The sequence below is a fragment of the Streptomyces sp. NPDC033216 genome (assembly GCF_055577115.1).
This window is the reverse complement of sequence record NZ_JBVIQK010000004.1, coordinates 477,751-499,824: the sequence shown is the minus strand read 5'-3', so window position 1 is coordinate 499,824 and position 22,074 is coordinate 477,751. Positions and strand designations below refer to the sequence as shown.

Annotated in this window: 22 protein-coding genes; 12 read left to right on the top strand and 10 right to left on the bottom strand. The window is 72.8% G+C overall.

All coding sequences use genetic code 11. The features are described from left to right. Positions 1–143: 143 nt before the first annotated feature. The 3 genes from ACZ5Y0_RS11730 to ACZ5Y0_RS11720 form a co-directional block, all read right to left on the bottom strand. Positions 144–626: a C40 family peptidase gene (locus tag ACZ5Y0_RS11730; RefSeq protein ID WP_469128460.1), complete on the bottom strand. Its 483-nt coding sequence runs from the start codon at positions 624–626 to the stop codon at positions 144–146. A gap of 564 nt (positions 627–1,190) precedes the next feature. Beyond that, entirely contained in the window at positions 1,191–1,496 is a 306-nt protein-coding gene (locus ACZ5Y0_RS11725) for a hypothetical protein (RefSeq protein ID WP_469128459.1), read from the bottom strand. Between the two features lie 7 nt (positions 1,497–1,503). Further along, positions 1,504–2,124 carry an ATP-dependent Clp protease proteolytic subunit gene (locus ACZ5Y0_RS11720; protein ID WP_469128458.1) on the bottom strand — a complete coding sequence of 207 codons (621 nt, stop codon included), beginning with the start codon at positions 2,122–2,124 and terminating at the stop codon, positions 1,504–1,506. Between the two features lie 64 nt (positions 2,125–2,188). On the opposite strand from ACZ5Y0_RS11720, the gene ACZ5Y0_RS11715 reads away from it, so the two are divergent. From ACZ5Y0_RS11715 to ACZ5Y0_RS11680, 8 genes are all read left to right on the top strand, one after another. Further along, complete coding sequence (locus ACZ5Y0_RS11715) at positions 2,189–2,506, top strand: type II toxin-antitoxin system Phd/YefM family antitoxin (RefSeq protein ID WP_469128457.1); 318 nt, start codon at positions 2,189–2,191, stop codon at positions 2,504–2,506. Between the two features lie 987 nt (positions 2,507–3,493). After that, positions 3,494–3,796, top strand: a complete 303-nt coding sequence (locus ACZ5Y0_RS11710; protein ID WP_469128456.1) for an urease subunit gamma — start codon at positions 3,494–3,496, stop codon at positions 3,794–3,796. An 11-nt stretch (positions 3,797–3,807) separates the two neighbouring features. Next, positions 3,808–4,119 carry an urease subunit beta gene (locus ACZ5Y0_RS11705; RefSeq protein WP_469128455.1) on the top strand — a complete coding sequence of 104 codons (312 nt, stop codon included), beginning with the start codon at positions 3,808–3,810 and terminating at the stop codon, positions 4,117–4,119. Next, a complete protein-coding gene (locus ACZ5Y0_RS11700) occupies positions 4,112–5,833 on the top strand; it encodes an urease subunit alpha (protein ID WP_469128454.1) in 1,722 nt (573 codons plus the stop codon). The genes ACZ5Y0_RS11705 and ACZ5Y0_RS11700 overlap by 8 nt, the downstream gene beginning before the upstream one ends. 10 nt (positions 5,834–5,843) lie before the next feature. Then, positions 5,844–6,518, top strand: coding sequence for an urease accessory protein UreF (locus ACZ5Y0_RS11695; RefSeq protein WP_469128453.1), 675 nt, complete (start codon positions 5,844–5,846; stop codon positions 6,516–6,518). 121 nt (positions 6,519–6,639) lie between these two features. Further along, entirely contained in the window at positions 6,640–7,323 is a 684-nt protein-coding gene (ureG, locus tag ACZ5Y0_RS11690; protein WP_469128452.1) for an urease accessory protein UreG, read from the top strand. Next, positions 7,320–8,072, top strand: coding sequence for an urease accessory protein UreD (locus ACZ5Y0_RS11685; protein ID WP_469128451.1), 753 nt, complete (start codon positions 7,320–7,322; stop codon positions 8,070–8,072). The genes ureG and ACZ5Y0_RS11685 overlap by 4 nt, the downstream gene beginning before the upstream one ends. 217 nt (positions 8,073–8,289) lie before the next feature. Beyond that, complete coding sequence (locus ACZ5Y0_RS11680) at positions 8,290–9,822, top strand: alpha/beta hydrolase (RefSeq protein ID WP_469128483.1); 1,533 nt, start codon at positions 8,290–8,292, stop codon at positions 9,820–9,822. A gap of 188 nt (positions 9,823–10,010) precedes the next feature. On the opposite strand, the gene ACZ5Y0_RS11675 is transcribed toward ACZ5Y0_RS11680, so the two are convergent. The 6 genes from ACZ5Y0_RS11675 to ACZ5Y0_RS11650 all read right to left on the bottom strand — a co-directional run bounded on the left by ACZ5Y0_RS11675 (position 10,011) and on the right by ACZ5Y0_RS11650 (position 17,684). Continuing rightward, on the bottom strand, positions 10,011–10,736 hold the full coding sequence (locus ACZ5Y0_RS11675) for a lysophospholipid acyltransferase family protein (RefSeq protein ID WP_469128450.1): 726 nt from the start codon (positions 10,734–10,736) through the stop codon (positions 10,011–10,013). Between the two features lie 152 nt (positions 10,737–10,888). After that, on the bottom strand, positions 10,889–12,160 hold the full coding sequence (locus ACZ5Y0_RS11670) for a PP2C family protein-serine/threonine phosphatase (protein ID WP_469128449.1): 1,272 nt from the start codon (positions 12,158–12,160) through the stop codon (positions 10,889–10,891). Positions 12,161–12,238: 78 nt separating this feature from the next. Next, on the bottom strand, positions 12,239–14,698 hold the full coding sequence (locus ACZ5Y0_RS11665) for a SpoIIE family protein phosphatase (RefSeq protein WP_469128448.1): 2,460 nt from the start codon (positions 14,696–14,698) through the stop codon (positions 12,239–12,241). Between the two features lie 315 nt (positions 14,699–15,013). After that, positions 15,014–16,234: an ornithine--oxo-acid transaminase gene (gene rocD, locus ACZ5Y0_RS11660; RefSeq protein ID WP_469128447.1), complete on the bottom strand. Its 1,221-nt coding sequence runs from the start codon at positions 16,232–16,234 to the stop codon at positions 15,014–15,016. After that, on the bottom strand, positions 16,231–17,043 hold the full coding sequence (gene ddaH / locus ACZ5Y0_RS11655) for a dimethylargininase (protein ID WP_469128446.1): 813 nt from the start codon (positions 17,041–17,043) through the stop codon (positions 16,231–16,233). Before ddaH ends, rocD begins: the two co-directional genes overlap by 4 nt. A gap of 125 nt (positions 17,044–17,168) precedes the next feature. Continuing rightward, the gene (locus tag ACZ5Y0_RS11650; RefSeq protein ID WP_469128445.1) at positions 17,169–17,684 is read right to left on the bottom strand and encodes an Lrp/AsnC family transcriptional regulator; all 516 of its coding nucleotides are present in this window, start codon (positions 17,682–17,684) and stop codon (positions 17,169–17,171) included. Positions 17,685–17,762: 78 nt separating this feature from the next. On the opposite strand from ACZ5Y0_RS11650, the gene ACZ5Y0_RS11645 reads away from it, so the two are divergent. The 4 genes from ACZ5Y0_RS11645 to ACZ5Y0_RS11630 are packed head-to-tail and all read left to right on the top strand — an operon-like array spanning position 17,763 to position 21,827. Next, complete coding sequence (locus tag ACZ5Y0_RS11645) at positions 17,763–18,512, top strand: LytR/AlgR family response regulator transcription factor (RefSeq protein ID WP_469128444.1); 750 nt, start codon at positions 17,763–17,765, stop codon at positions 18,510–18,512. Further along, entirely contained in the window at positions 18,509–18,913 is a 405-nt protein-coding gene (locus ACZ5Y0_RS11640; RefSeq protein ID WP_469128443.1) for a hypothetical protein, read from the top strand. Before ACZ5Y0_RS11645 ends, ACZ5Y0_RS11640 begins: the two co-directional genes overlap by 4 nt. Next, on the top strand, positions 18,910–20,625 hold the full coding sequence (locus ACZ5Y0_RS11635; RefSeq protein ID WP_469128442.1) for a sodium/solute symporter: 1,716 nt from the start codon (positions 18,910–18,912) through the stop codon (positions 20,623–20,625). The genes ACZ5Y0_RS11640 and ACZ5Y0_RS11635 overlap by 4 nt, the downstream gene beginning before the upstream one ends. Then, on the top strand, positions 20,622–21,827 hold the full coding sequence (locus ACZ5Y0_RS11630) for a sensor histidine kinase (protein WP_469128441.1): 1,206 nt from the start codon (positions 20,622–20,624) through the stop codon (positions 21,825–21,827). Before ACZ5Y0_RS11635 ends, ACZ5Y0_RS11630 begins: the two co-directional genes overlap by 4 nt. Before the next feature lie 29 nt (positions 21,828–21,856). Here the strand turns inward: ACZ5Y0_RS11630 and ACZ5Y0_RS11625 are convergent, their stop codons facing one another. Then, entirely contained in the window at positions 21,857–22,039 is a 183-nt protein-coding gene (locus ACZ5Y0_RS11625) for a hypothetical protein (RefSeq protein ID WP_469128440.1), read from the bottom strand. Positions 22,040–22,074 lie beyond the last annotated feature (35 nt).

Sequence of the window (22,074 nt, the reverse complement as noted above, 5' to 3'; positions counted from 1 at the left end):
GCGTTATGTCCTCCGCCCCTTGTCGCCCTGCTCTTCTTCCCCCCCCCCCCCCCCCCTACCCCCTCCCCCCCCCCCCCCCCCCCCCCCCCCCTCCCCCTCTCCCCCCCCCCCCCCCCCCCCCCCCCCCCCCCCGCCCCGGGAGGTCACTTGACCCGGCCGTACCAGACGCTCTTGGTCCAGATCTTCTGGAGCCGCACCACGTCCCCCGTCTTCGGGGAGTGCCAGATCTTGCCCTTACCGGCGTAGATCCCGACGTGGTACACGTTCGACCCCGAGTGGAAGAACACCAGGTCCCCGGCCTTGCGGCTGCCGGCGGAGATGTGGCGCGTCTTGTTGTACTGCTGGGCGGCCGTGCGCGGCAGCTTCTTGCCGGCCTTCTTGAACGAGTACAGCGTCAGCCCGGAGCAGTCGAACCTGTTCGGCCCGGCGGCCCCGTACCGGTACGGGGAGCCCTTCTTGGACGCAGCGATCTTCAGTGCCTTCGTCGCCGGTGCGGCGGCCGCGGCGGCCGCGGCGTCGGAGGCGACACCCGGAACCACGATCGAGCCGCCCACGGCGGCGATGGCGAACGCCGAGGCCGTACCGGCTCGGGCCATGAGCGACGGAACACGATTGAGCGCAGTCATGCGCAACCCTTCGTCAGCCGCCTGTGAAGGATGACCTGTCGGATTCGGGCTGGCGAAGTTGCCCGGCCGCTGCTGCGGCTTCACCCCAAGGGCTGCTCGGCCCGGTGCCTCCCCTGTCGGGGACGACCGGTCCGGCGACCCGGCTTGCTCGGGTCCTCCACTCCTGCCGGTGCACTTCTGTCGACTCGGGCATCCGGGCGGCGGCAGGACTCGGCGTCCGCCCGGACCGCCCCGCCGCTTGTGGCGGGGGCTTGTCGTCAGTCAGGGATCTTGGCTCACCGATGTCCGAAAATCCCAACGGAACCGGGGATTTGTGGGGTTACTCACCACTCACCCGTTCGGGTGGACAGGCTGATGTTCGATCAGATGTCGAGGTGCCGCAGGGCCTCCGACCAGCACAGAAACCCGGGATCCCGCTCCCTTTCACCCCTCTGCGCGCAACTTTTGGGGTCGGAGAAAGCAGCCAGGCCTACTCCGGACAGGGGTACGTCGTTTGGTCCGTTTGAGTCCCGGCCCGGACGTCACGCACGCGACCCGCCTCCGTCCGGACCGGACGAAGACGGGTCAACTGTCGGAGAGCGGCGGCATCGTGACGCGCGCCGTACGGCGCTCCCCGTCGAGGACGCGCAGCGCCCGCGCGAGCGTCGGCGCGTGCAGTTCGCTCTCCCCCCGCTGGTGCATCAGCGTCAGCGCGTCCCGCAGCGCGGTCGCCCGGCTCACCAGTGCCTGGGCGGCCCGCAGTCCGCCGTAGGTGTCGCCGTGCCGGGCGGGGTTGATACGGCCGACCAGGTCGACCACCTCCAGGTAACGGTCGATCAGCTCGGCCTCGGCGCGCGTCAGCGCGGGCAGCGGCGGCAGCTCGGGAAGCATCGGCGGTTCACCCCCCGTCGGGCGTGCCGTCGGTCACCCTGCGGCTGGGGCCGACCCGGTCCACCAGGCCGTACGCCACGGCCTCTCGCGCGTCGAGGACCAGGCCCCGCTCGAGGTCCGCGCTCACGTGCCCCGGTTCGCGCCCGGTGTGTCGTACGAGCGTCTCCGCCAGGCGGGACCGGGTGCGGGCCCCCTCCTCGGCCGGCTGGACCAGGTCGCCGGGCCGTTCCGCGACCGGTTCCGGCAGGGTCGGCCGGCGGAGCACCACGCGGGCGCCCGGCCGCGCGGACCGCTTGCCCGGTGTGCCCGCCGCGAGGAGGACCGCGGCGGGGGAGCCGGCGTGACCGAGGCAGACGGTCTCCACGTCGCAGGTGAGGGACCGGAGCGTGTCGTAGACGGCCGCCACGGCGCCGAACGAGCCGCCGGGGGAGATGTCCTGGTCCGGGGCGCGGTGTTCCAGGTGCATGAGCTGGGCCGCCACATCGTTCGCCGCCATGTCGTCGATCGTCGTCCCCTGGAGGGCGATCCGCTCCTCCGCGAGCTTCGCGCAGGGCTTCGGCGTGCGGTGTCCCGCGCTCGCACGTCCGGTGAAGCCGGGCGGTACGTGACGGTCGGACGGTCGGGTCATGGGAAGCCCCTCCTTCGGCGTCTGTAAAAAATGTACAGGACGTACGTGACGTTAGAATGGGGGCATGGCCTACGAGATTCCGGTGACACGAGCCAGGGCTGACCTCGCCGACCTGATCAACCGGGTGGTGTACGGCGGTGAGCACGTCGTGGTGACGCGCCACGGCAAGCCCCTCGTCGCCCTCGTCTCGGCCGCCGACCTGGAGCGGCTCGACGCGCTGGACGCGCTCGACGCCCGGGACGGGGAGCAGGTGGTCAGCTCGGTCTCGGCCGTGCGCGACGTGGCCTCCGCCTCCCGCGAACGGCAGCGGTTCGGGATCGCGGCCGAGCACCGCGGGTCCGGCCCTTCCTGGGCGTCCGAGCCGGACACGCGAAGCGAGTAGCCGGTCGGGGAAGAGACCGTGCGTCTCCGTTCGCCACGACGGAGGCACACGGTCGGTCGTGACGCGGACGCGGACGTGAGTCTGGGCGTGGGACGTGGGTCTGGGCACGGGCGGCGGACGGTGGGTCGGCCGGCCGGTGCGGGGCTCCCACCGGGGCCGGTTCCCCGAAGAGGTCGCCGTCTACGCCGCTGACGGTCCTGCCGAAAGCTCGGTCTCCGTCCGCCGCTTCTTCAGCGCGCCGCCCAGCACCACCGCCGCCATGCCCGGCGCGGCCCACCAGGTGAACGTCGGTCCGGCCCGGTCCCCGCCGCGCTGTCGAAGGATGCCACGGGACGCAGCAGGGTGCTTCCCGCGCCCGGCTGCTCCAGCGGCGAGGAGACCGCTGATCGGCGCGATCGTCGCCGAGGTACCCGGCGAGCCCCCGCGGCCTTCGGGGAGGCCGCCCGGCAGAGCCCATCACCGCCCCCGCGACCTCCTGTGGCCTCCGTCCTCGCCACCCGCGCCACCCTGACCCCCGACGGCGTGCCCGCCTTCCCGCCTCTGGTCGTCCAGGCTGCACAGGGATCGCGCGACGCCGGTTGCGGCGGCCGTCCCGCGCGAGGGGTACGACGCGGCGCGCGCGGCCTGCGGGCCGATCGTCGGGAATCACCAGGAAACGGGCCGGATGCGCGCGGACGAACCGGCGGGCCTGGCCCGAACGGTGATCGCGGAGGTCATGGGCCTCCTGCCCCAGCAGGCCTCTTCCGTCCCGACTTCCGTCCCGACTTCCGTCCCGACCTCCGTCCCGGCCTCCGTCCCGGTCCCGCGCGACGGCCTGCGCCTGATGAGCCTGTCGGCCGAACAGCCGCACGCGGGGGTGGTCACAGCTTGGTTAACGTCCTCGAAACGCGGTCCCACTAGCCTGCCCCTCCACGCCACCAGGCACCTTGCCCGATGGTCGCGGCGACCGGACCCCGCACGGTCCGGAGCGAGGAGGTGAGGTGGGACGTGCAACTGACCCCGCACGAGCAGGAGAGGCTGCTGATCCATGTGGCGGCCGACGTCGCCGAGAAGCGCCGGGCCCGCGGACTCAAGCTGAACCACCCCGAGGCCGTCGCCCTGATCACGGCACACCTCCTCGAGGGCGCGCGGGACGGCCGTACCGTCGCCGAGCTGATGGCCTCCGGCCGCACGCTGCTCACCCGTGACGACGTCATGGAGGGCATCCCCGAGATGATCCACGACGTCCAGGTCGAGGCGACCTTCCCGGACGGCACCAAGCTCGTCACCGTCCACGACCCGATCGTCTGACAGGGGCTTCGATGATTCCCGGAGAGATCCTGTTCGCCTCGGGCCCGATCGTCTACAACGCGGGTCGCGAGGTCACCCGGCTCATCGTCCTCAACGCCGCCGACCGGCCCGTCCAGGTCGGCTCCCACTACCACTTCGCCGAGGCGAACCCCGGCCTCGAGTTCGACCGCGACGCCGCGCGCGGCAAGCGGCTGAACGTCGCCGCCGGAACCGCCGTGCGCTTCGAACCGGGGATCCCCGTCGACGTCGAACTCGTACCGCTCGCAGGCGCCCGGATCGTGCCCGGTCTGCGCGGGGAGACCGGAGGTGCCCTCGATGCCTGAGATCTCGCGTGCCGCGTACGCCGACCTGTTCGGCCCGACGACCGGGGACCGCATCCGGCTCGCCGACACCGACCTGCTCATCGAGATCGAGGAGGACCGGTGCGGTGGACCCGGTCTCGCCGGTGACGAGGCCGTGTTCGGCGGTGGCAAGGTCATCCGGGAGTCCATGGGCCAGGCGCGCGCCACGCGCGCGGACGGCACCCCGGACACCGTCGTCACCGGGGCCGTCATCGTCGACCACTGGGGAGTCGTCAAGGCCGACGTCGGCATCCGTGACGGCCGCATCACCGGCATCGGCAAGGCCGGCAACCCCGACACCATGGACGGGGTCCACCCCGACCTGGTGATCGGGCCCGAGACCGAGGTCATCGCCGGCAACGGACGGATCCTCACGGCCGGCGCGATCGACGCGCACGTCCACTTCATCTGCCCCCAGATCGCCGACGAGGCGCTCTCCTCGGGCGTGACCACCCTGGTCGGCGGCGGCACCGGACCGGCCGAGGGCTCGAAGGCGACCACCGTCACGCCCGGCCCCTGGCACCTGGCCCGCATGCTGGAGGCGATGGAGCAGTACCCGCTCAACGTCGGCTTCCTCGGGAAGGGCAACACCGTCTCGCACGAGGCGATGCTCTCCCAGATCCGGGGCGGCGCGCTGGGCCTGAAACTGCACGAGGACTGGGGCTCCACCCCGGCCGTCATCGACGCGTCCCTCATGGTGGCCGACCGCACCGGCATCCAGGTCGCCATCCACACGGACACGCTGAACGAGGCCGGATTCGTGGGCGACACCCTCGCGGCGATCGCCGGGCGCGGCATCCACGCCTACCACACCGAGGGCGCGGGCGGTGGGCACGCGCCCGACATCATGACCGTCGTCTCCCAGCCGCACGTGCTGCCGAGTTCGACCAACCCGACCCGGCCCTACACCGTCAACACCGCCGAGGAACACCTCGACATGCTGATGGTCTGCCACCACCTGAACGCGGCGGTGCCGGAGGACCTCGCCTTCGCCGAGTCCCGGATCCGGCCCTCCACGATCGGCGCCGAGGACATCCTCCACGACCTAGGTGCCATCTCGATCATCTCCTCCGACGCCCAGGCGATGGGCCGGATCGGAGAGGTGATCCTGCGGACCTGGCAGACGGCGCACGTGATGAAGCGGCGCCGGGGCGCGCTGCCCGGCGACGGAAACGCCGACAACCACCGGGTACGCCGCTATGTCGCGAAGTACACGATCAACCCCGCGGTCGCGCAGGGCCTGGCGAGGGAGATCGGCTCCGTCGAGACCGGCAAGCTGGCCGACCTCGTCCTGTGGGAACCGCCGTTCTTCGGCGTCAGGCCGCACCTCGTCCTCAAGGGCGGGCAGATCGCGTACGCCCAGATGGGCGACGCCAACGCCTCCATCCCGACCCCGCAGCCGATCCTGCCGCGCCCCATGTACGGGGCGATCGGCCGGGCACCGGCCTCCAACTCGTTCAACTTCGTCGCCCCGCTGGCGATCGAGGACGGACTGCCCGAACGCCTCCAGCTCGGCAAGACGTTCCTCGCGATCGACTCCACGCGGGGCGTGACCAAGGCCGACATGCGGGAGAACGATGCCCGCCCGCGGGTAGAGGTCGACCCCGACAGCTTCGCCGTACGCATCGACGGTGAACTGGTCGAGGCGACACCGGCGACCGAACTGCCCATGGCCCAACGTTACTTCCTCTTCTGATGGGCCTCCGATGAGCAGGGCGGCCCTCCTCGTCCTGGCCGACGGCCGCTTCCCCGCCGGCGGGCACGCGCACTCCGGCGGGGCGGAGGAAGCGGTCAGGGCGGGCCGGATCACCGGCGCGGCGGACCTGGAGGACTTCTGCCGGGGCCGGCTGCACACGGCCGGGCTGGTGGCGGCGGCGCTGGCCGCGGCCGCGGCGGCCGGGGCCGACCCCGTCGAACTGGACGCCGCCGCCGACGCGCGGACGCCGTCGCCCGTGCTGCGGATGGCCGCGCGGCGGCTCGGGCGGCAACTGACGCGGGCGGCACGGGCCACCTGGCCGGCTGCCGAACTCGACGCATTGGCACGGGAGTTCCCCAAGGGCGCGCATCAGCCGGTGGTCCTCGGGCTGACGGCTCGCGCGGCCGGGCTCGGGGCCCCGGACGCCGCCTACTGTGCGGCGTACGAGAGCGTGAGCGGGCCGGCATGGGCGGCGGTGCGGCTGCTGAGTCTCGATCCGTTCCAGGCCACCGCTGTGCTGGCGAGGGTGGCTCCAGAGGTGGACCGGGTCGTCGGTCGGGCGGTGGTGGCGGGGGCGGCGGTGCTCAGCGAGGGGGCGGGCGCACTGCCTTCGGCGTCCGCGCCGTTGTCGGAGATCGGGGCGCAGTTGCATGCGGAGTGGGGGGTGCGGCTGTTCGCTTCGTGAGGTTCTCCGCCCCGTCTCCCTTCCCGATTCCGTCCCCCCGCCCCCCGAAAATCGGCCTGAACGGCCCGTCCTCAACCGCCGGACGGGGTGAGTGCCGTCGCCCGGCTGCAAGGAGCTGTACATGCATCGTGACCACTTCCGTGACGGGCCCGCCGCCGTCGGTGCCGACGCTCGTCGTCCCGATGGGGCTCGGCGGGCGTTCCGGGTCGGACTCGGGGGGCCCGTGGGGTCCGGGAAGACGGCCACCGTGGCCGCGCTGTGCAGGGCGTTGCGTGACGAGCTGTCGCTGGCCGTCGTCACCAACGACATCTACACCCGTGAGGACGCCGAGTTCCTGTTGCGGGAGGCCGTCCTGCCGCCCGAGCGGATCACGGCCGTCGAGACGGGGGCCTGTCCGCACACCGCGATCCGGGACGACATCTCCGCCAACCTCGAAGCCGTGGAGGACCTGGAGGACGAGGTCGGACCGCTTGATCTCGTGCTCGTCGAGTCCGGCGGGGACAACCTCACCGCCACCTTCTCCAAGGGGCTCGTGGACGCGCAGATCTTCGTCATCGACGTCGCCGGCGGGGACGACATCCCCCGCAAGGGCGGACCCGGCGTCACCACCGCCGACCTCCTCGTCGTCAACAAGACCGACCTCGCGCCGTACGTCGGCTCCGATCTCGCCCGGATGGCCGCCGACGCCAAGACGCAGCGCGCCGAACTGCCCGTCGTGTTCCAGTCGTTGCGGAGCGAGGACGGCGTACGGGAGGTCGCCGCCTGGGTGCGGGAGCGCCTCGCCGCGTGGGACCGCGTGACATGAGCGGTGTACACGCCACCGCGAGGATCCGGGCCCGCGAGGACGGCCGCGGCGGCACCGCGCTGCCCGTGCTGGAGAGCGACGGGCCGCTCGCGTTGCGGCGCACCCGCGGTGACGCGGGCGAGGCCCGCGTCGTGCTGGTCGGTGCGATGAGCGGCCCCCTCGGCGGCGACCGCTTCGCCGTCGAGGCGGACGTCGGGGGCGGCGCCAGGCTGCGCGTCGGTTCTGCCGCCGCCACCATCGCCCTGCCCGGCCAGGTCGAGGACGAGGCCCACTACGCGGTACGGCTGGACGTCGCCGACGCCGGCGAACTGCACTGGCTGCCCGAGCCCCTTGTCTCCGCACGGGGCAGCGACCTGTACGTCACCACCCGAGCCGACCTCGCCGCGGGCGCCCGGCTCGTCCTGCGCGAGGAGCAGGTGCTCGGCCGGGTGGGCGAGGAACCCGGCCGGCTCACCAGCCGGCTCGTCGTCCGGGTCGGCGGCCGGCCCCTCCTCGACCAGTCGCTGACCTGCGGGCCGGGCGCTCCCTGCGGCTGGGACGGGCCCGCCGTCCTCGGAGGACACCGAGCCGTCGGACAACTCGTCGTGGCACGGCCGGAGTTCGCTGACGCCCCTGTCACCGCCCGGGTGCTCGGAGACAGTGCCACGCTCGTGCCGCTGGCCGGGCCCGCCGCCCTGGTCACCGCGGTCGCGCCGGACGGCCTGCGGCTGCGGCGCGTTCTGGACGCGGCCCTGAAGTCCCTGGTGTGACGGGTTCGTTCCTCCGGTGAGCGGGACGCCTCTCTCCGGTTATCGGATTGGCAAAGAAGGTCAACGACACCTGTCCCCAGTGACCCCGCAGCGGCAAGGATCCCCGTACGGATGTTCTGAACTGACGAACTGAGATACGGGGAGGGTCCACTTGAGGGACATACGACCGACCAGACGGACGGCGGCGCTCGGCTCGGCCGGCGCACTCGTCGCCGCGATGCTGGTGGCCGGCGCGGTCGTGGCACCGACCGCGAGCGCGACCAGCGACCGGTCGGGGCAGGGCCGCGAGATGCGTGGCGCCGCGATCGCGGCGGACCGCGCCGCGAAGGCGGGCATCGACTGGCAGGACTGTCCGGCCGACTGGGGGCTGGAGAAGCCCATCCAATGCGGCTATGTGACCGTGCCGCTCGACTACGCCAAGCCCAACGGCAGGCAGATCAAGATCGCCGTCGACCGCATCGGCAACACCGGGACCAAGGAGGAGCGCCAGGGCGCCCTCGTCTACAACCCGGGCGGCCCCGGCGGATCCGGCCTGCGCTTCCCGCGCCGGGTCACCACCAAGGCGCCGGTCTGGGCCAACGTCGCCAAGGCGTACGATTTCGTGGGCTTCGACCCGCGCGGCGTCGGCCACTCCGCGCCCATCTCCTGTGTCGACCCGCAGGAGTTCGTCAAGGCGCCCAAGGCCGACCCGGTCCCGGACACCGAGGCCGACAAGCGCGCCCAGCGCAAGCTCGCCCGCGAGTACGCCGAGGGCTGCTACGAACGCAGCGGCGACATGCTGCCGTACATGACCACGCCGAACACCGTGCGTGACCTCGACGTCATCCGCGCCGCCCTCGGCGAGAAGAAGCTCAACTTCCTCGGCGTCTCCTACGGCACCTACCTCGGCGCTGTCTACGGCACCCTGTTCCCGGGGCACGTGCGCCGCATGGTCGTCGACAGCGTGGTGAACCCCTCGCGGGAGAAGATCTGGTACGAGGCCAACCTCGACCAGGACGTCGCCTTCGAGGGCCGCTGGAAGGACTGGCAGGACTGGGTCGCCGCCAACGACGCCACCTTCCACCTCGGCACCACCCGCGCCGCCGTCCAGGCCAAGTGGCTGGAGCTGCGTGCCACCGCCAAGAAGAGCCCCCTCGGCGGCGTCGTCGGCCCGGCCGAACTGATCTCCTTCTTCCAGAGCGCTCCGTACTACGACTCCTCCTGGGTCCCGGTCGCCACCGTCTTCAGCAAGTACGTCGCCGGTGACACCCAGGCCCTCATCGACGCCGCTGCCCCCGACCTGTCGGACACCGTCGGCAACGCCGCCTCGGAGAACGGCAACGCCGTCTACACGGCAGTGGAGTGCACCGACGCCAAGTGGCCGACCAGCTGGACCAGATGGGACCGCGACAACACGCGTCTGCACAAGGACCACCCGTTCATGACCTGGGCCAACGCCTGGATGAACCTGCCGTGCGCCACCTGGCCGGTCAAGCAGCAGACACCGGTGAACGTCAAGACCCACAAGGGTCTTCCGCCGGTGCTCATCGTGCAGTCCGAGCGGGACGCGGCCACCCCCTACGAGGGCGCCGTCGAACTGCACCAACGTTTCAAGGGCTCCCGCCTGATCACCGAGAAGGCCGCGGGATCCCACGGTGTCACCAGCCTGGTCAACTCCTGCGTCAACAGCCGGGTGGACACCTACCTCCTCACGGGCAAGCTGGACACCGCGGACGTGACCTGCGCGCCGCACGCCACGCCCAGGCCGTGAGCACCGCCACGGCCCGGCCGTAGCGGCTGGAACGACGGTCTGGACGTGACCTGCGCGCCGCACGCCACGCCCAGGCCGTGAGCACCGCCACGGCCCGGCCGTAGCGGCTGGAACGACGACGAGGGGCGGCCGGATCATCCCGGCCGCCCCTCACTCCCACCGCCCCACCCCGTGCGGTCCGGCCGGTGTCAACGCATCGGCAGCCGGGGGAACCTGCGCGCTCGCTCCTTCGCCGCCGCCGCTTCCTCCGCCTTGACCTCGGCCGCGTACCGGTCGACGTACTCCTGCCCCGACAGCGTCAGGATCGCGTACATGATCTCGTCGGTGATCGCGCGCAGGACCGCCTTCTCGCTCTCCATGCCGGCGTACCGGGAGAAGTCGAGGGGCTCGCCGAAGCGGATCGCCACGGGGTGGACGTTCGGGATCTTCTTGCCCGGCGGCTGCGCCTCGAACGTGCCGATCATCGCGCAGGGCACGACGGGCACCCCGGCCCGCAGGGCCATCACCGCGACACCGACCTTGCCCTTGTAGAGGCGGCCGTCGTGCGAGCGGGTGCCCTCCGGGTAGATGCCGAGCAGCTCGTCCTTGCCCAGGACCCCGAGGCCCTCGCGGATGGCGGCCTGGCCGGCGTCCTTGCCGGAGCGGTCGACCGGGATCTGCCCCGCGCTGCGGAAGAAGGCCGCGGTCAGCCGGCCCTTGATACCGGGGCCCGTGAAGTACTCGGCCTTCGCGAGGAACGTGATGCGCCGTTTGAGGATCGCCGGCATCAGGAAGTGGTCGGAGAACGACAGGTGATTGCCCGCGATGATCGCCGCGCCCGACGCCGGCACGTGTTCGAGCCCTTCGATGCGGGGCCGGAACACCAGGCGCAGCAGCGGTCCCAGCACCACGTATTTCAGGAGGTAGTAGAACAACAGGTGGCTCCTCAATCCGGCGGATCGGCTCAACCGCCGTGTTCCAGCAGGTCAACCGGCATGGTGTGGGGTGCAAGTCTAGGCGGGGCGGCGTACTGCCGGAACCCGCGCGCATCGACGGCGCGAGCCGTGCGGCACGGTGACCTCGGCCGTCACAGCCGGACGATGACCAGGGCCGTGTCGTCGGTGGCGCCCCCGGGCGGCAGCAACTCCATCAGGACGGCGTCGGCGAGTTGCTCAGGGTCGGCGTGCCGGTGGCGGGTGAGGGAGTCGGCGAGGCGGGCGAGGCCGGTGTCGATGTCCTCGCGCCGCCGTTCCACCAGGCCGTCGGTGTACAGCGTCAGCAGCGCCCCCGGCGCGTAGGCGGTGACCGCCTGCGGCCGGGGCCGGGGGTCCGGGCGGGCGTCGAGCGGGGGGTCGGTGGCCCGGTCGAGGAACTCCACGCGGCCGTCGGGATGCACCAGCACCGGCGGGGGATGACCCGCGCTGCTGTAGGTGATGGTGCGGTCGTCGCGGTCGATGAAGGTCGTCACCGCCGTCGCCGACTCGGCCCCGTCCACGACGTGGGCGTAGCGGCCCAGCACGTCCAGCGCCTGGGCGGGGCCCGCCGCGACCCGGGAGGCGGCACTGAGCGCGCTGCGCAGCTGGCCCATCACGCCCGCGGCCGCCAGTCCGTGCCCGACGACATCACCCACCGACACCCCGATCCGGTTGCCGCCGACCAGGTCGACCAGGTCGTACCAGTCGCCGCAGACGTTGAGCGAGCCGGCCGCGGGGCGGTAGCGCACCGCGGCCCGGTGGTGCCCGACCTGCCGGCGGGCGGGCAGCATGGCTTCCTGGAGGACCAGGGCCACCTCGCGCTCGCGGGCGTGCGCCAGCCGCAGGCGCTCGTTCAGTTCCTGGAGTTCACGCGCGCGGGTGTACAACTCGGCCTCCAACACCCGGGGTCGGCCTCCGGTCCTGCCGTCGCCGGTCCTGCCCCGGCCGGTCCGGCCGCCGGCGTGGCCGCCTCGGGCGCGGATCAGCTCGGTGACCTCCTCGACACGGTGCACCAGCAGCACCACCGAGCCGTCCCGGTCGCGCACGGGCGCGTTGACGGGACTCCAGTACCGCTCCTCCCACTCCCCGGGCCGGTCCGGCGACTCCACGTCATAGCGCTGAAGGGCCATCGCCTCGCGTTCGCCCGTCGCCATCACCCGGCGCAGCGAGGCCTCCAGATCGCGCATGCCGTTGGCGGCGGGGTCGTGCGGGTTCTCCGGGAAGACCTCGAAGAGGTGCCGGCCGACCACCTGCTCGCGACTGCGTCCGGTCGCCCGCAGGAACTCCTCGTTGGCGTCGGCGTACACCAGGGCGGGGGTCAGCAGGGCCACCATGCCGGGCAGGGCCTGGAACACCGCCGCGTAGTCGATCGCCGAGTCGTCCATGCCCGCGCCCCATCTGCCGGTATTGCGCTATTTTCGCACGGCGTGCGGCGGGGAGTGGAGGCTGCGGTGGCAGGTGTGTCAGACGCCGGGGTCGGTGAGCGACTGCTCGGCCCAGATGATCTTTCCGTCGGGGACGAAACGCGTGCCCCAGCGACGGGTCACCTGGGACACCAGCAGCAGGCCCCGGCCTCCCTCGTCGGTGGTGCGCGGATGACGCAGATGGGGGGTCGTGGCGCCACCGTCGTGGACCTCGCAGACCAGGGCGCGCTCGCGGATCAGCCGCAGCCGGATCGGGCCGGTGGCGTACCGGATGGCGTTGGTGACCAGTTCGCTGACGACCAGCTCGGTGGTGAACGACAGCTCCGCGAGGCCCCACTCCGCCAGCCGGCGGGCCGCGCCCTTACGGGCCTCGGCGACCGCGGCCGGATCGGCCGGCAGGTCCCACTCCGCGACCCGGTCCGGGAGCAACCGCCGGGTACGGGCCATCAGCAGGGCCACGTCGTCGTGCGGGCGGTCCGGGACCAGCACGTCGATCACCGTCCGGCAGCGCAGGTCGAGGGAGTCCTTCCGCGCCTCCAGGGCCCGCACCAGCCGCTCACGGGCGGCGTCCGGCGTCCCCTGCTCGCCCTGGGTCAGCAGCCCGTCCGTGTGCAGCGCCAGCGTGCTGCCCTCCGGCAGCAGCAGCTCGGCCGACTCGAACGGCGGTCCGCCCGCCCCGAGCGGCGGCCCCTGCGGCAGGTCGACGAACGTGATCGTGCCGTCGGGCAGGGCGACCGCCGGGGCGGGATGTCCGGCGGTGGCCATCGCACACCGTCCGTCGACGGGGTCGTACACCACGTAGAGGCACCCGGCTCCCACCGCCCGCGCCCCGTCCTCCTCGTCGGACTCCCCGCCGTCTCCGCCGTCCTCCTGCGCCGTGCGGGCCACCAGGTCGTCGAGATGGGCGAGGACCTCGTCGGGCGGCAGCTCCAGGGCGGCGAGGGTGCGGACGGCGGTGCGCAGCCGTCCCATGGCCGCGGCGGCGTCGATGCCGTGCCCCTGCACCTCGCCCACGACGAGGGCCACCCGGGCCCCCGACAGCGGGATGAGGTCGTACCAGTCGCCGCCGAGACCGGTCAGCTCGTCCGCCGGCCGGTAACAGGCGGCCACCTCCACCGCGTCCTGCTCGGGCAGCCGGTGCGGCAGCAGACTGCGCTGGAGCACCAGGGCGGCGTCACGCTCGCGGGTGTAACGGCGGGCGTTGTCCACGCAGACCGCGGCCCGCGAGACGAGATCCTCGGCCAGCGCGACATCGTCCTCGCAGAACGGCTCCTGTGTGGCGCGGCGCAGGAACGTGGTCACGCCCAGGGTGGCGCCGCGCGCCCGCACGGGCACGACCAGGGCGCTGGGCGACCCCGCGCCGGCACCCAGCGGGGGAAGGACCGGGCTCCAGTCCGCGGCGTCCGGCCCGAGCCGTTCCCCGCGCCAGGCCCGCCCCGTCGCCAGACACCGGACCGCCGGGGACCCGGCCCGGTGAGCCACCACGGCTTCGGCGTCGGTCCCCGTCCCGTCGGCCACCTTGCCGCCGGCCGCCGACCGCTGCCCGGCCCGGCGCAGCTCCACGGACCCGTCGGGCCCCTCCGCCCGCCCCACGACGGGCTCGGCACCCCGCAGCACCGACTCCAGAAGATCCACGGCTACGGCATCGGCGAAACCCGGCACCGCGACCTCGGCGAGTTCCTGCGCGGTCCGGGCGATGTCCAGGCTGCGGCCGATGTGCCGGCCGGCCCGGTCCAGGAGACCGAGGCGCTGCCGCGCGCGGTGCCGGTCGGTGACGTCCACGACCGTGTAGTAGACGCCCATCGGCTGGCGGCGGTCGTCCACCAGCCGGGTGAACGACAGCATGTGTGCCGTCTCGCGGTGCGGCGCGGCCCGCAGGCGCCCGACGTGCTCGTAGCCGACCACGGGCTCGCCGGTCTCCAGCACCTGCCGCATCAGCGCCTCGACGGCCTCCGAGTCGAACCCCGGCTGGACGTCCGCCAGCCGCAGCCCCAGCCGGCTGTCGGGCGCTCCGCCGCCGAACTGGGCCAGGGCCGTGTTCGACCACACGAAGCGGAGGTTGGTGTCCACGATCGCGATACCGATCGGTGAACCGGCGACCATCTGCTCCAGCACGGAACGGCTCATGCTCCAGCCGGGAGCCTCGCCCATCTCGTTCACCAGGACCAGCCAGCGCCCCGGTCCGCCGGGCTCGTCCGCCGAGGTGATCCGCGCCATCACCGGCAGCGGCTGCTGGTCCTTGCGGCGGGCCGACAGCAGCCCGGCCCACCCCCCGGACCGACGGCACAGCTCCAGCACGTCAGGCACCCGCGCGGCGTCCCCGACGGTCAGCAGCCCGGCGAGATCCTTGCCCACCGCTTCCGCGGCCCCATAGCCGAACAGCCGCTCGGCGTCCCTGGTCCAGCTGGTCACCACACCCCGTGTGTCGAGCAGCAGGGGCACGGCGTCCGCCACGTCGAACCGCCGGCGGGCAACATCGTCCAGGTCGTGACTGCCCACGGCCGACCTCTCTGTCGCTGAGGGTCCTGAGAGTCCTCTACCACCTCTCGACTCCATCTTCACCCTGCACCCCGGGGACGGCCTCCGGCGGTCACCGGAGCACTACGGCTCGCGGCCCCCGGGGGCAGCCCCGTCCCACGGGTCGGCGCGGCCCGGGGGACGGGCCCATCGGCGGGTCGGGGCGGCCCCCGGGGCGGCCCCCGAGGGTCGGCGCGGCTCGCGGCCCCGTGGGGCGGGCCCCACGGGCGCCCCACGGAACGGGAGGGGCGCCGGGGCCGAAGGAAGCCGCGAGGATCCCGGAGACAACCGGCCCACCTACGCCGTCAGCACCCTCTCCAGGGCCCCCAGGGCCGTCCCCAGCTCCTCCTCCGTGATCGTCAGGGGCGGGGCCAGCCGGATGGTCGAGCCGTGGGTGTCCTTCACCAGGACGCCCTCGGACAGGAGCCGTTCCCCGATCTCCCGCCCGGTGCCGACCGCCGGGTCCACGTCGACCCCGGCCCACAGCCCGCGTGCGCGGAACCCGACGACTCCCCGGCCGACCAGCCCGGTCAGCCCTTCCCGCAGAACACCTCCCAGCGCTGCCGCGCGTGCCTGGAACTCCCCGGTCTCCAGCAGCGACACCACCGCCGTCCCGACCGCCGCCGCCAGCGGGTTCCCGCCGAACGTCGACCCGTGCGAACCCGGTCGCAGCACGGCCAGCACGTCCCGCCGCGCCACGACCGCGGACACCGGCACGATCCCCCCGCCCAGCGCCTTGCCGAGCAGCAGTACGTCGGGGAGGACCCCCTCGTGCTCGACGGCGAGCGTCCGGCCGGTCCGCCCCAGCCCGGACTGGATCTCGTCGACGACGAACAGGCAGCCCTTGCGCCGGGTCAGCTCCCGCACGCCCGCCAGGTAGCCGTCGTCGGGGATGACGACCCCCGACTCGCCCTGGATCGGCTCGATCAGCACGGCCGCCGTCGTCTCGTCGACCGCCGCCTCCAGCGCCGCGAGGTCGTTGTACGGCACGATCCGGAACCCGGGCGTGAACGGTCCGAACCCGGCCCGCGCCGCCTCGTCGGTCGAGAAGCTGACGATCGTCGTCGTACGGCCGTGGAAGTTCTCCGCGGCGACCACGATCGTCGCCCGGTCGGCCGGCACCCCCTTCACCTCGTACGCCCACTTGCGGGCCACCTTGATCCCGCTCTCGACGGCCTCCGCGCCCGTGTTCATCGGGAGCACCATGTCCAGCCCGGTCAGCTGGGCGAGCCGTTCCGCGAACTCGGCGAGCCGGTCGTTGTGGAAGGCGCGGGAGGTGAGCGTCAGCCGGTCGAGCTGGTCGCGCGCCGCCTCGACCAGCGCGGGGTGGCGGTGTCCGAAGTTCAGCGCCGAGTATCCGGCCAGCATGTCGAGGTAGCGGCGGCCCTCCACGTCCTCCACCCACGTCCCCTCGGCCCGCGCGACGACCACCGGCAGCGGGTGGTAGTTGTGCGCGAGGACGGGCTCCTCGGCTCGAATCAGATCGGCGGACGTGCGCGTGCGAGCGGGTGCGGTCATGAACGGATCTCCTGGGTGCAGCACTTGATGCCACCTCCGGCCTTCTGGAACTCCGAGAGGTCGACGGGGACGGGGACGTAGCCGCGGTCGGCGAGCCGGCCGGCGAGCGCCTCGGCGCGCGGCGCGATGAAGACGTTGCGGCCGTCGGAGACGGAGTTCAGCCCGAACGTCAGCGCGTCGTCACGGGTGGCGAGCACCGCGTCCGGGTAGAGCCGGGCGAGCACCTCACGGCTGCCGGGCGAGAACGCCTCCGGGTAGTACGCGATGTTCTGGTCGTCGAGCACGAACAGGGCGGTGTCGAGGTGGTAGAAGTGGGGGTCCACCAGCGTCAGGCTGACCACCGGGTGCCCGAAGAACTCCTGCACCTCCCGGTGCGCCTCCCGGCTCGTCCGGAACCCGGTGCCGGCCAGCATGTACCGGCCGGTCCACACCAGGTCGCCCTCGCCCTCGCAGACGGAGTCGGGCCGGTGGACGTCGAAGCCCGCCGTCTTGAACCAGGTGTCGTAGTGGGTGGACTCCGGACGCCGCTCGGGCGCGTGGAAGAGGGAGCCGAAGACGCGGCCGTCGACGACGACCGCGGAGTTCGCGGCGAAGACCATGTCGGGCAGACCGGGAGCGGGCTCGACGGTGTCGACGGTGTGGCCGTGCGCACGGTAGGTCCGGATCAGCGCCTGCCACTGCTCGTGCGCGAGGTCGACGTCGACGGGGGAGTCGGGATGCATCCAGGGATTGATCGCGTACTGCACGGCGAAGTGTCTGGGTTCACAGACCAGGAAGCGCCGAAGGCGCGGCACACGGCTGAGGGTCACAGAGGGGTTCCTCCGCTTTTCCTGCGCTGTCGACTTGTGGTGTCACCACGGTAGAAAGGGATCAGGACGCCCGACAAGGAAGAAGAGTTGCGTGTTCACGCAGGAACACTGCGTATTCAGCCCGCTCAGCGCACGTCTGATGCGTCAGTGGGGTCGGCGCGCGGGGCCACGTGGGTCGCGCCCGCCTCCGGGCTCTCCGGCAGCAGGTGCGACAGCACCATCACGCTGATCGTCTTGCGGATGAACGGCTCCACCCGGATGCGTTCCAGCACCTCCTCGAAGTGCCCCACGTCCCGCGCCCGCACGTGCAGCAACGCGTCCGCGCCACCGGTCACCGTCATCGCCGCGGTGATCTCCGGATGGTTGCGCACCACCTCCGCGAGCCGACGCGGCGGCGCGGCCCCCTCGCAGTACACCTCCACGTACGCCTCCGTACGCCAGCCCAGCGCCGACGGCTGCACCGTCGCCGCGAACCCGGTGATCACCCCGCTCTCCCGCAGCCGGTCCACCCGGCGCTTGACCGCCGTGGCCGACAGCCCGATCGCCGTGCCGATCTCTGCGAAACTCTTCCTGGCGTTCGCCATCAGCGCGGTGAGGATCTTCCGGTCGAGTTCGTCGAAGGGGGCGGGGCCGCTGTTCATGCGGGCACTGTATCCAGCGGATACGTCCGCACCCCGGCACGTGTCCAGGCGCACCGATCGCCCCTACACTCCACCTTCATGCTGCGCGCCCTCGCCGTCGACGACGAACGCCCCTCGCTGGAGGAGTTGCTGTACCTGCTCACCGCGGATCCCCGGATACGGAGCGTGGAGGGCGCCGGTGACGCGACGGAGGCGCTGCGCCGGATCAACCGGGCCCTGGAGTGCGGCCCCGACGGCCCGGAGGCCCTCGACGTCGTCTTCCTCGACATCCAGATGCCCGGCCTCGACGGCCTCGACCTGGCCCGGCTGCTCACGGGCTTCGCCCGCCCGCCCCTGGTCGTGTTCGTCACCGCCCACGAGGACTTCGCCGTCCAGGCGTTCGACCTGAAGGCCGTCGACTACGTCCTCAAACCGGTCCGCAAGGAACGCCTCGCCGAGGCCGTGCGACGCGCCGCCGAACGGTGCGGCGCCGCCCCGCGCATCCCCGTCCACGAACCCGACCCCGACCACATACCCGTCGAACTGGGCGGCGTGACCCGCTTCGTGTCCGTGGACGACATCACCCACGTCGAGGCCCGGGGCGACTACGCCCGCCTGCACACCGACCGCGGCAGCCACCTGGTCCGGATCCCGCTGTCCACCCTGGAGGAGCGCTGGCGCGCCCGCGGCTTCGTCCGCATCCACCGCCGCCACCTCGTCGCCCTGCGTCACATAGGCGAACTCCGCCTGGACGCCGGCACGGTGAGCGTCGTCGTCGGCGGCGAGGAACTCCAGGTCAGCCGCCGCCACGCCCGCGAACTGCGGGACCTGCTGATGAGGAGGCCGTGACGGTGCCCCAGCAGGACCCCGCCGAACGTCGCGTCGTCGTCACCGGCCCGCCCCGCCGTACCCTTGCCCATCCCCGGCCCCGCACGCGCGGGCGCTACCCCCACGCCTCCGGCTACTACCGCCCGCGCACCGAGATCGACGAGCAGACCACCCTCGGCCACACCTACGTCCGCTCCCTGATGCGCACCCAACTGCGGGCCGCGCTGACCGTGTTCGCGGTCCTCGTCCTGTTGGTGGGTCCGCTGCCCCTGCTGTTCGCGGCGATGCCCGACGCCCGCCGCCTGGAGTGGGCGGTCCTCGGCTTCGGCCTGTACGCCCCGCTGGTCATGCTCGCCCGCTGGTACGTCCGCCGCGCCGAACGCAACGAACACGACCTCGTGCGCCTGGTCGAGGACCGGTGAACTCCGCGTTCGCCGTGCCCGCCGTCGCCCTGGTCGTCGTGGCGACCGTCCTCGTCGGCGCCTTCGGCCTGCGCATCTCCCGCACGACCTCCGACTTCTACGTCGCCTCCCGCACGGTCGGCCCCCGCCTCAACGCGGCCGCCATCAGCGGCGAGTACCTCTCCGCGGCCTCTTTCCTCGGCATCGCCGGACTGGTCCTCGTACAGGGCCCCGACATGCTCTGGTACCCGGTCGGCTACACCGCCGGCTACCTGGTCCTGCTCCTCTTCGTCGCCGCCCCGCTGCGCCGCTCCGGCGCCTACACCCTGCCCGACTTCGCCGAGGCCCGCCTCGCCTCCCAGGCGGTACGGCGGCTCGCGGGCGCCTTCGTCGTCGGCATCGGCTGGCTGTACCTGCTGCCCCAGCTCCAGGGTGCCGGGCTGACCCTGGCCGTGCTCACCGGTGCGCCCGACTCGCTCGGCGGGCTGATCGTCGCCGTGGTCGTCACCGCGATCGTCGCCGCCGGTGGCATGCGCAGCATCACGTTCGTGCAGGCCTTCCAGTACTGGCTCAAGCTCACCGCCCTCCTCGTCCCCGCCCTGTTCCTGATCCTCGCCTGGCAGGGCGACGGCGCGCCCCGGCACGTGTTCGAGGAGCCGCCCGCCTTCCGCGAGCAGCGGGCCGTACGCGTCGACACCACCCTCGACCTGAAACTGGACCGGTCCCTGAGCGTGACGGTGACCGGCACGGTCGACGGCCGCCGGTACGAGCACGCCGCGGTGCGGCTGCCCCTCGGCACCCACCGCATCGAACAGGGCACCCGGCTCACCTTCGTCCCGGGCACCCCCGTCCCCACCGCGGAGCCCGGCGGCAACGGCGGCATGTCCACCACCCTCGCCGCGGGCCGCGAGGAACGCCCCCTGTACGCGACGTACGGCCTGATCCTGGCCACCTTCCTCGGCACGATGGGTCTGCCGCACGTCGTCGTCCGCTTCTACACCAGCCCGCACGGCGTCGCCGCCCGCCGCACCACCGTCGCCGTCCTCGCGCTCATCGGAGCCTTCTACCTGCTGCCGCCCGTCTACGGCGCCCTAGGACGCCTGTACGCCCCGGAACTCGCCCTCACCGGCGACGCCGACGCCGCCGTCCTGCTGCTGCCCGACCGGGTGATCGGCGGCCTCGGCGGCGACCTGCTCGGCGCACTGGTCGCGGGCGGCGCCTTCGCGGCGTTCCTGTCCACCGCGTCGGGCCTGACCATGGCCGTGGCCGGCGTCCTCGCCCAGGACGTCCTGCCCACCCGCGGCGTACGGCACTTCCGCCTGGGCACCGGTCTCGCCATGGTCGTCCCACTCGCCGCGAGTCTGCTGGTGGGCGGGCTGCCGGTGGCCGACGCGGTGGGACTGGCCTTCGCGGTGTCCGCGTCCTCCTTCTGTCCCCTGCTCGTGCTCGGCATCTGGTGGCGACGGCTCACCCCGCCCGGCGCGGCCGCCGGGATGCTGGTGGGCGGTGGTTCGGCGTTCGTCGCCGTCGCCGCGACCATGGCCGGGCTCCCCGTCAAGGGCGGACCGCACGCCCTGCTGGCCTGGCCCGCTCTGTGGTCGGTCCCGCTGGGCTTCCTGACCATGATCCTCGTGTCGCTGGCGACCCCGGGCCGCGTCCCGGCCGGTACCGCGTCCATCCTGGCCCGCTTCCATCTCCCGGAGGAGCTGCGGACGGCGGAGGTCAAGGCATGAGCGGCTTCCTGGCGGGCCTGTGCATCGCGATCCTGCCCTTCCTCGCGGCCGGTTTCTGGCTGGGCCGGCGCACCGCTCGTCCGCAGAGCCTCGGCGGCCTCGGCACTCCCGTCGAACACGCCACCTTCCAGACCCTGCACACCGCGTCCCTCGCCGCGCCGCCCCTGCGCGCCGGCCTCACCGAGGAGACGGCCCGCAAGTCCGCCGGCCGGCTGCGCACCCTGCTCGGCACGGAGGCGCTCTGCCTGACGGACCGCGAACAACTCCTGGCCTGGGACGGCGTGGGCGGCCACCACCGCACGGAGATCATGGCCCGGCTGGCCGGCCCGCTGGACACCGGCCGCGGCGAGGCCTTCCCGCTCGCCTGTGACGCCCCCGACTGCCCGGTCGGCTGGGCCGTCCTCACCCCGCTCACCGTCGACGACCGGGTGCACGGCGCCCTCGTCGTCTGCGCGCCCCGCGAATCCGCCGTCCTGGTCCGGGCCGCGGGGGAGGTGGCCCGCTGGGTGAGCGTGCAGCTGGAGCTGGCCGACCTCGACGACTCCCGCACCCGCCTCATCGAGGCCGAGATCAAGGCCCTGCGCGCCCAGATATCCCCGCACTTCATCTTCAACTCGCTCGCGGTGATCGCCTCGTTCGTCCGCACCGACCCCGAGCGGGCCCGCGAGCTGCTCCTGGAGTTCGCCGACTTCACCCGCTACTCGTTCCGACGGCACGGCGACTTCACCACGCTCGCCGACGAGCTGCACGCCATCGACCACTATCTGGCGCTGGTCCGGGCCCGGTTCGGCGACCGTCTCTCCGTCACCCTCCAGATAGCTCCCGAGGTCCTCCCGGTGGCGCTGCCCTTCCTCTGCCTCCAGCCCCTGGTGGAGAACGCCGTCAAGCACGGCCTGGAGGGCAAGGCCGACAAGTGCCACATCCAGATCACCGCGCAGGACGCCGGCGCCGAGGCCCTGGTCGTCATCGAGGACGACGGCGCGGGCATGGACCCGGCCCTGCTGCGCCGCATCCTGGCCGGCGAGGTGAGCCCCTCCGGCGGTATCGGCCTGTCCAACGTCGACGACCGGCTCCGCCAGGTGTACGGCGACGCCCACGGACTCGTCATCGAGACGGCGCCCGGAGCGGGCATGAAGATCAGCGCCCGAGTGCCGAAGTACCAGCCCGGCGTCCACTCCGCCGCCCGCCTCGCACCGGGGTGAGCCTCCCGTCGCTCACGCCGCCCCGTCGCTCACGTCGTGCGCGTGGCGACCATCGCGAGCGTGATCAGCCCGAGCACGACCCAGCCGAACCACAGCCAGCCGTTGCTGCCGAGCGCCACCGTGTAGGCCGTCACCATGACGAGGCCGCCGATGGTGAGCACCCCCATGGTCTTCGTGGAGCCGTCCGTCGAACCGTTGATGGAACCGGGCATCGCGACACCCTCCTCCGGCACACCCCCCACAGGGT

Bases quoted from the DNA above. Each gene is read 5' to 3' on its own strand.
- ACZ5Y0_RS11685 (WP_469128451.1), top strand. From the start codon at position 7,320: ATGAGCGGTGTACACGCCACCGCGAGGATCCGGGCCCGCGAGGACGGC.
- ACZ5Y0_RS11695 (WP_469128453.1), top strand. From the start codon at position 5,844: ATGAGCAGGGCGGCCCTCCTCGTCCTGGCCGACGGCCGCTTCCCCGCC.
- ACZ5Y0_RS11625 (WP_469128440.1), bottom strand. From the start codon at position 22,039: ATGCCCGGTTCCATCAACGGTTCGACGGACGGCTCCACGAAGACCATG.
- ACZ5Y0_RS11720 (WP_469128458.1), bottom strand. From the start codon at position 2,124: ATGACCCGACCGTCCGACCGTCACGTACCGCCCGGCTTCACCGGACGT.
- ACZ5Y0_RS11645 (WP_469128444.1), top strand. From the start codon at position 17,763: ATGCTGCGCGCCCTCGCCGTCGACGACGAACGCCCCTCGCTGGAGGAG.
- ACZ5Y0_RS11650 (WP_469128445.1), bottom strand. From the start codon at position 17,684: ATGAACAGCGGCCCCGCCCCCTTCGACGAACTCGACCGGAAGATCCTC.
- ACZ5Y0_RS11700 (WP_469128454.1), top strand. From the start codon at position 4,112: ATGCCTGAGATCTCGCGTGCCGCGTACGCCGACCTGTTCGGCCCGACG.
- ACZ5Y0_RS11715 (WP_469128457.1), top strand. From the start codon at position 2,189: ATGGCCTACGAGATTCCGGTGACACGAGCCAGGGCTGACCTCGCCGAC.
- ureG (WP_469128452.1), top strand. From the start codon at position 6,640: ATGCATCGTGACCACTTCCGTGACGGGCCCGCCGCCGTCGGTGCCGAC.
- ACZ5Y0_RS11730 (WP_469128460.1), bottom strand. From the start codon at position 626: ATGACTGCGCTCAATCGTGTTCCGTCGCTCATGGCCCGAGCCGGTACG.
- rocD (WP_469128447.1), bottom strand. From the start codon at position 16,234: ATGACCGCACCCGCTCGCACGCGCACGTCCGCCGATCTGATTCGAGCC.
- ACZ5Y0_RS11705 (WP_469128455.1), top strand. From the start codon at position 3,808: ATGATTCCCGGAGAGATCCTGTTCGCCTCGGGCCCGATCGTCTACAAC.
- ACZ5Y0_RS11670 (WP_469128449.1), bottom strand. From the start codon at position 12,160: ATGGACGACTCGGCGATCGACTACGCGGCGGTGTTCCAGGCCCTGCCC.
- ACZ5Y0_RS11680 (WP_469128483.1), top strand. From the start codon at position 8,290: ATGCTGGTGGCCGGCGCGGTCGTGGCACCGACCGCGAGCGCGACCAGC.
- ACZ5Y0_RS11630 (WP_469128441.1), top strand. From the start codon at position 20,622: ATGAGCGGCTTCCTGGCGGGCCTGTGCATCGCGATCCTGCCCTTCCTC.
- ACZ5Y0_RS11725 (WP_469128459.1), bottom strand. From the start codon at position 1,496: ATGCTTCCCGAGCTGCCGCCGCTGCCCGCGCTGACGCGCGCCGAGGCC.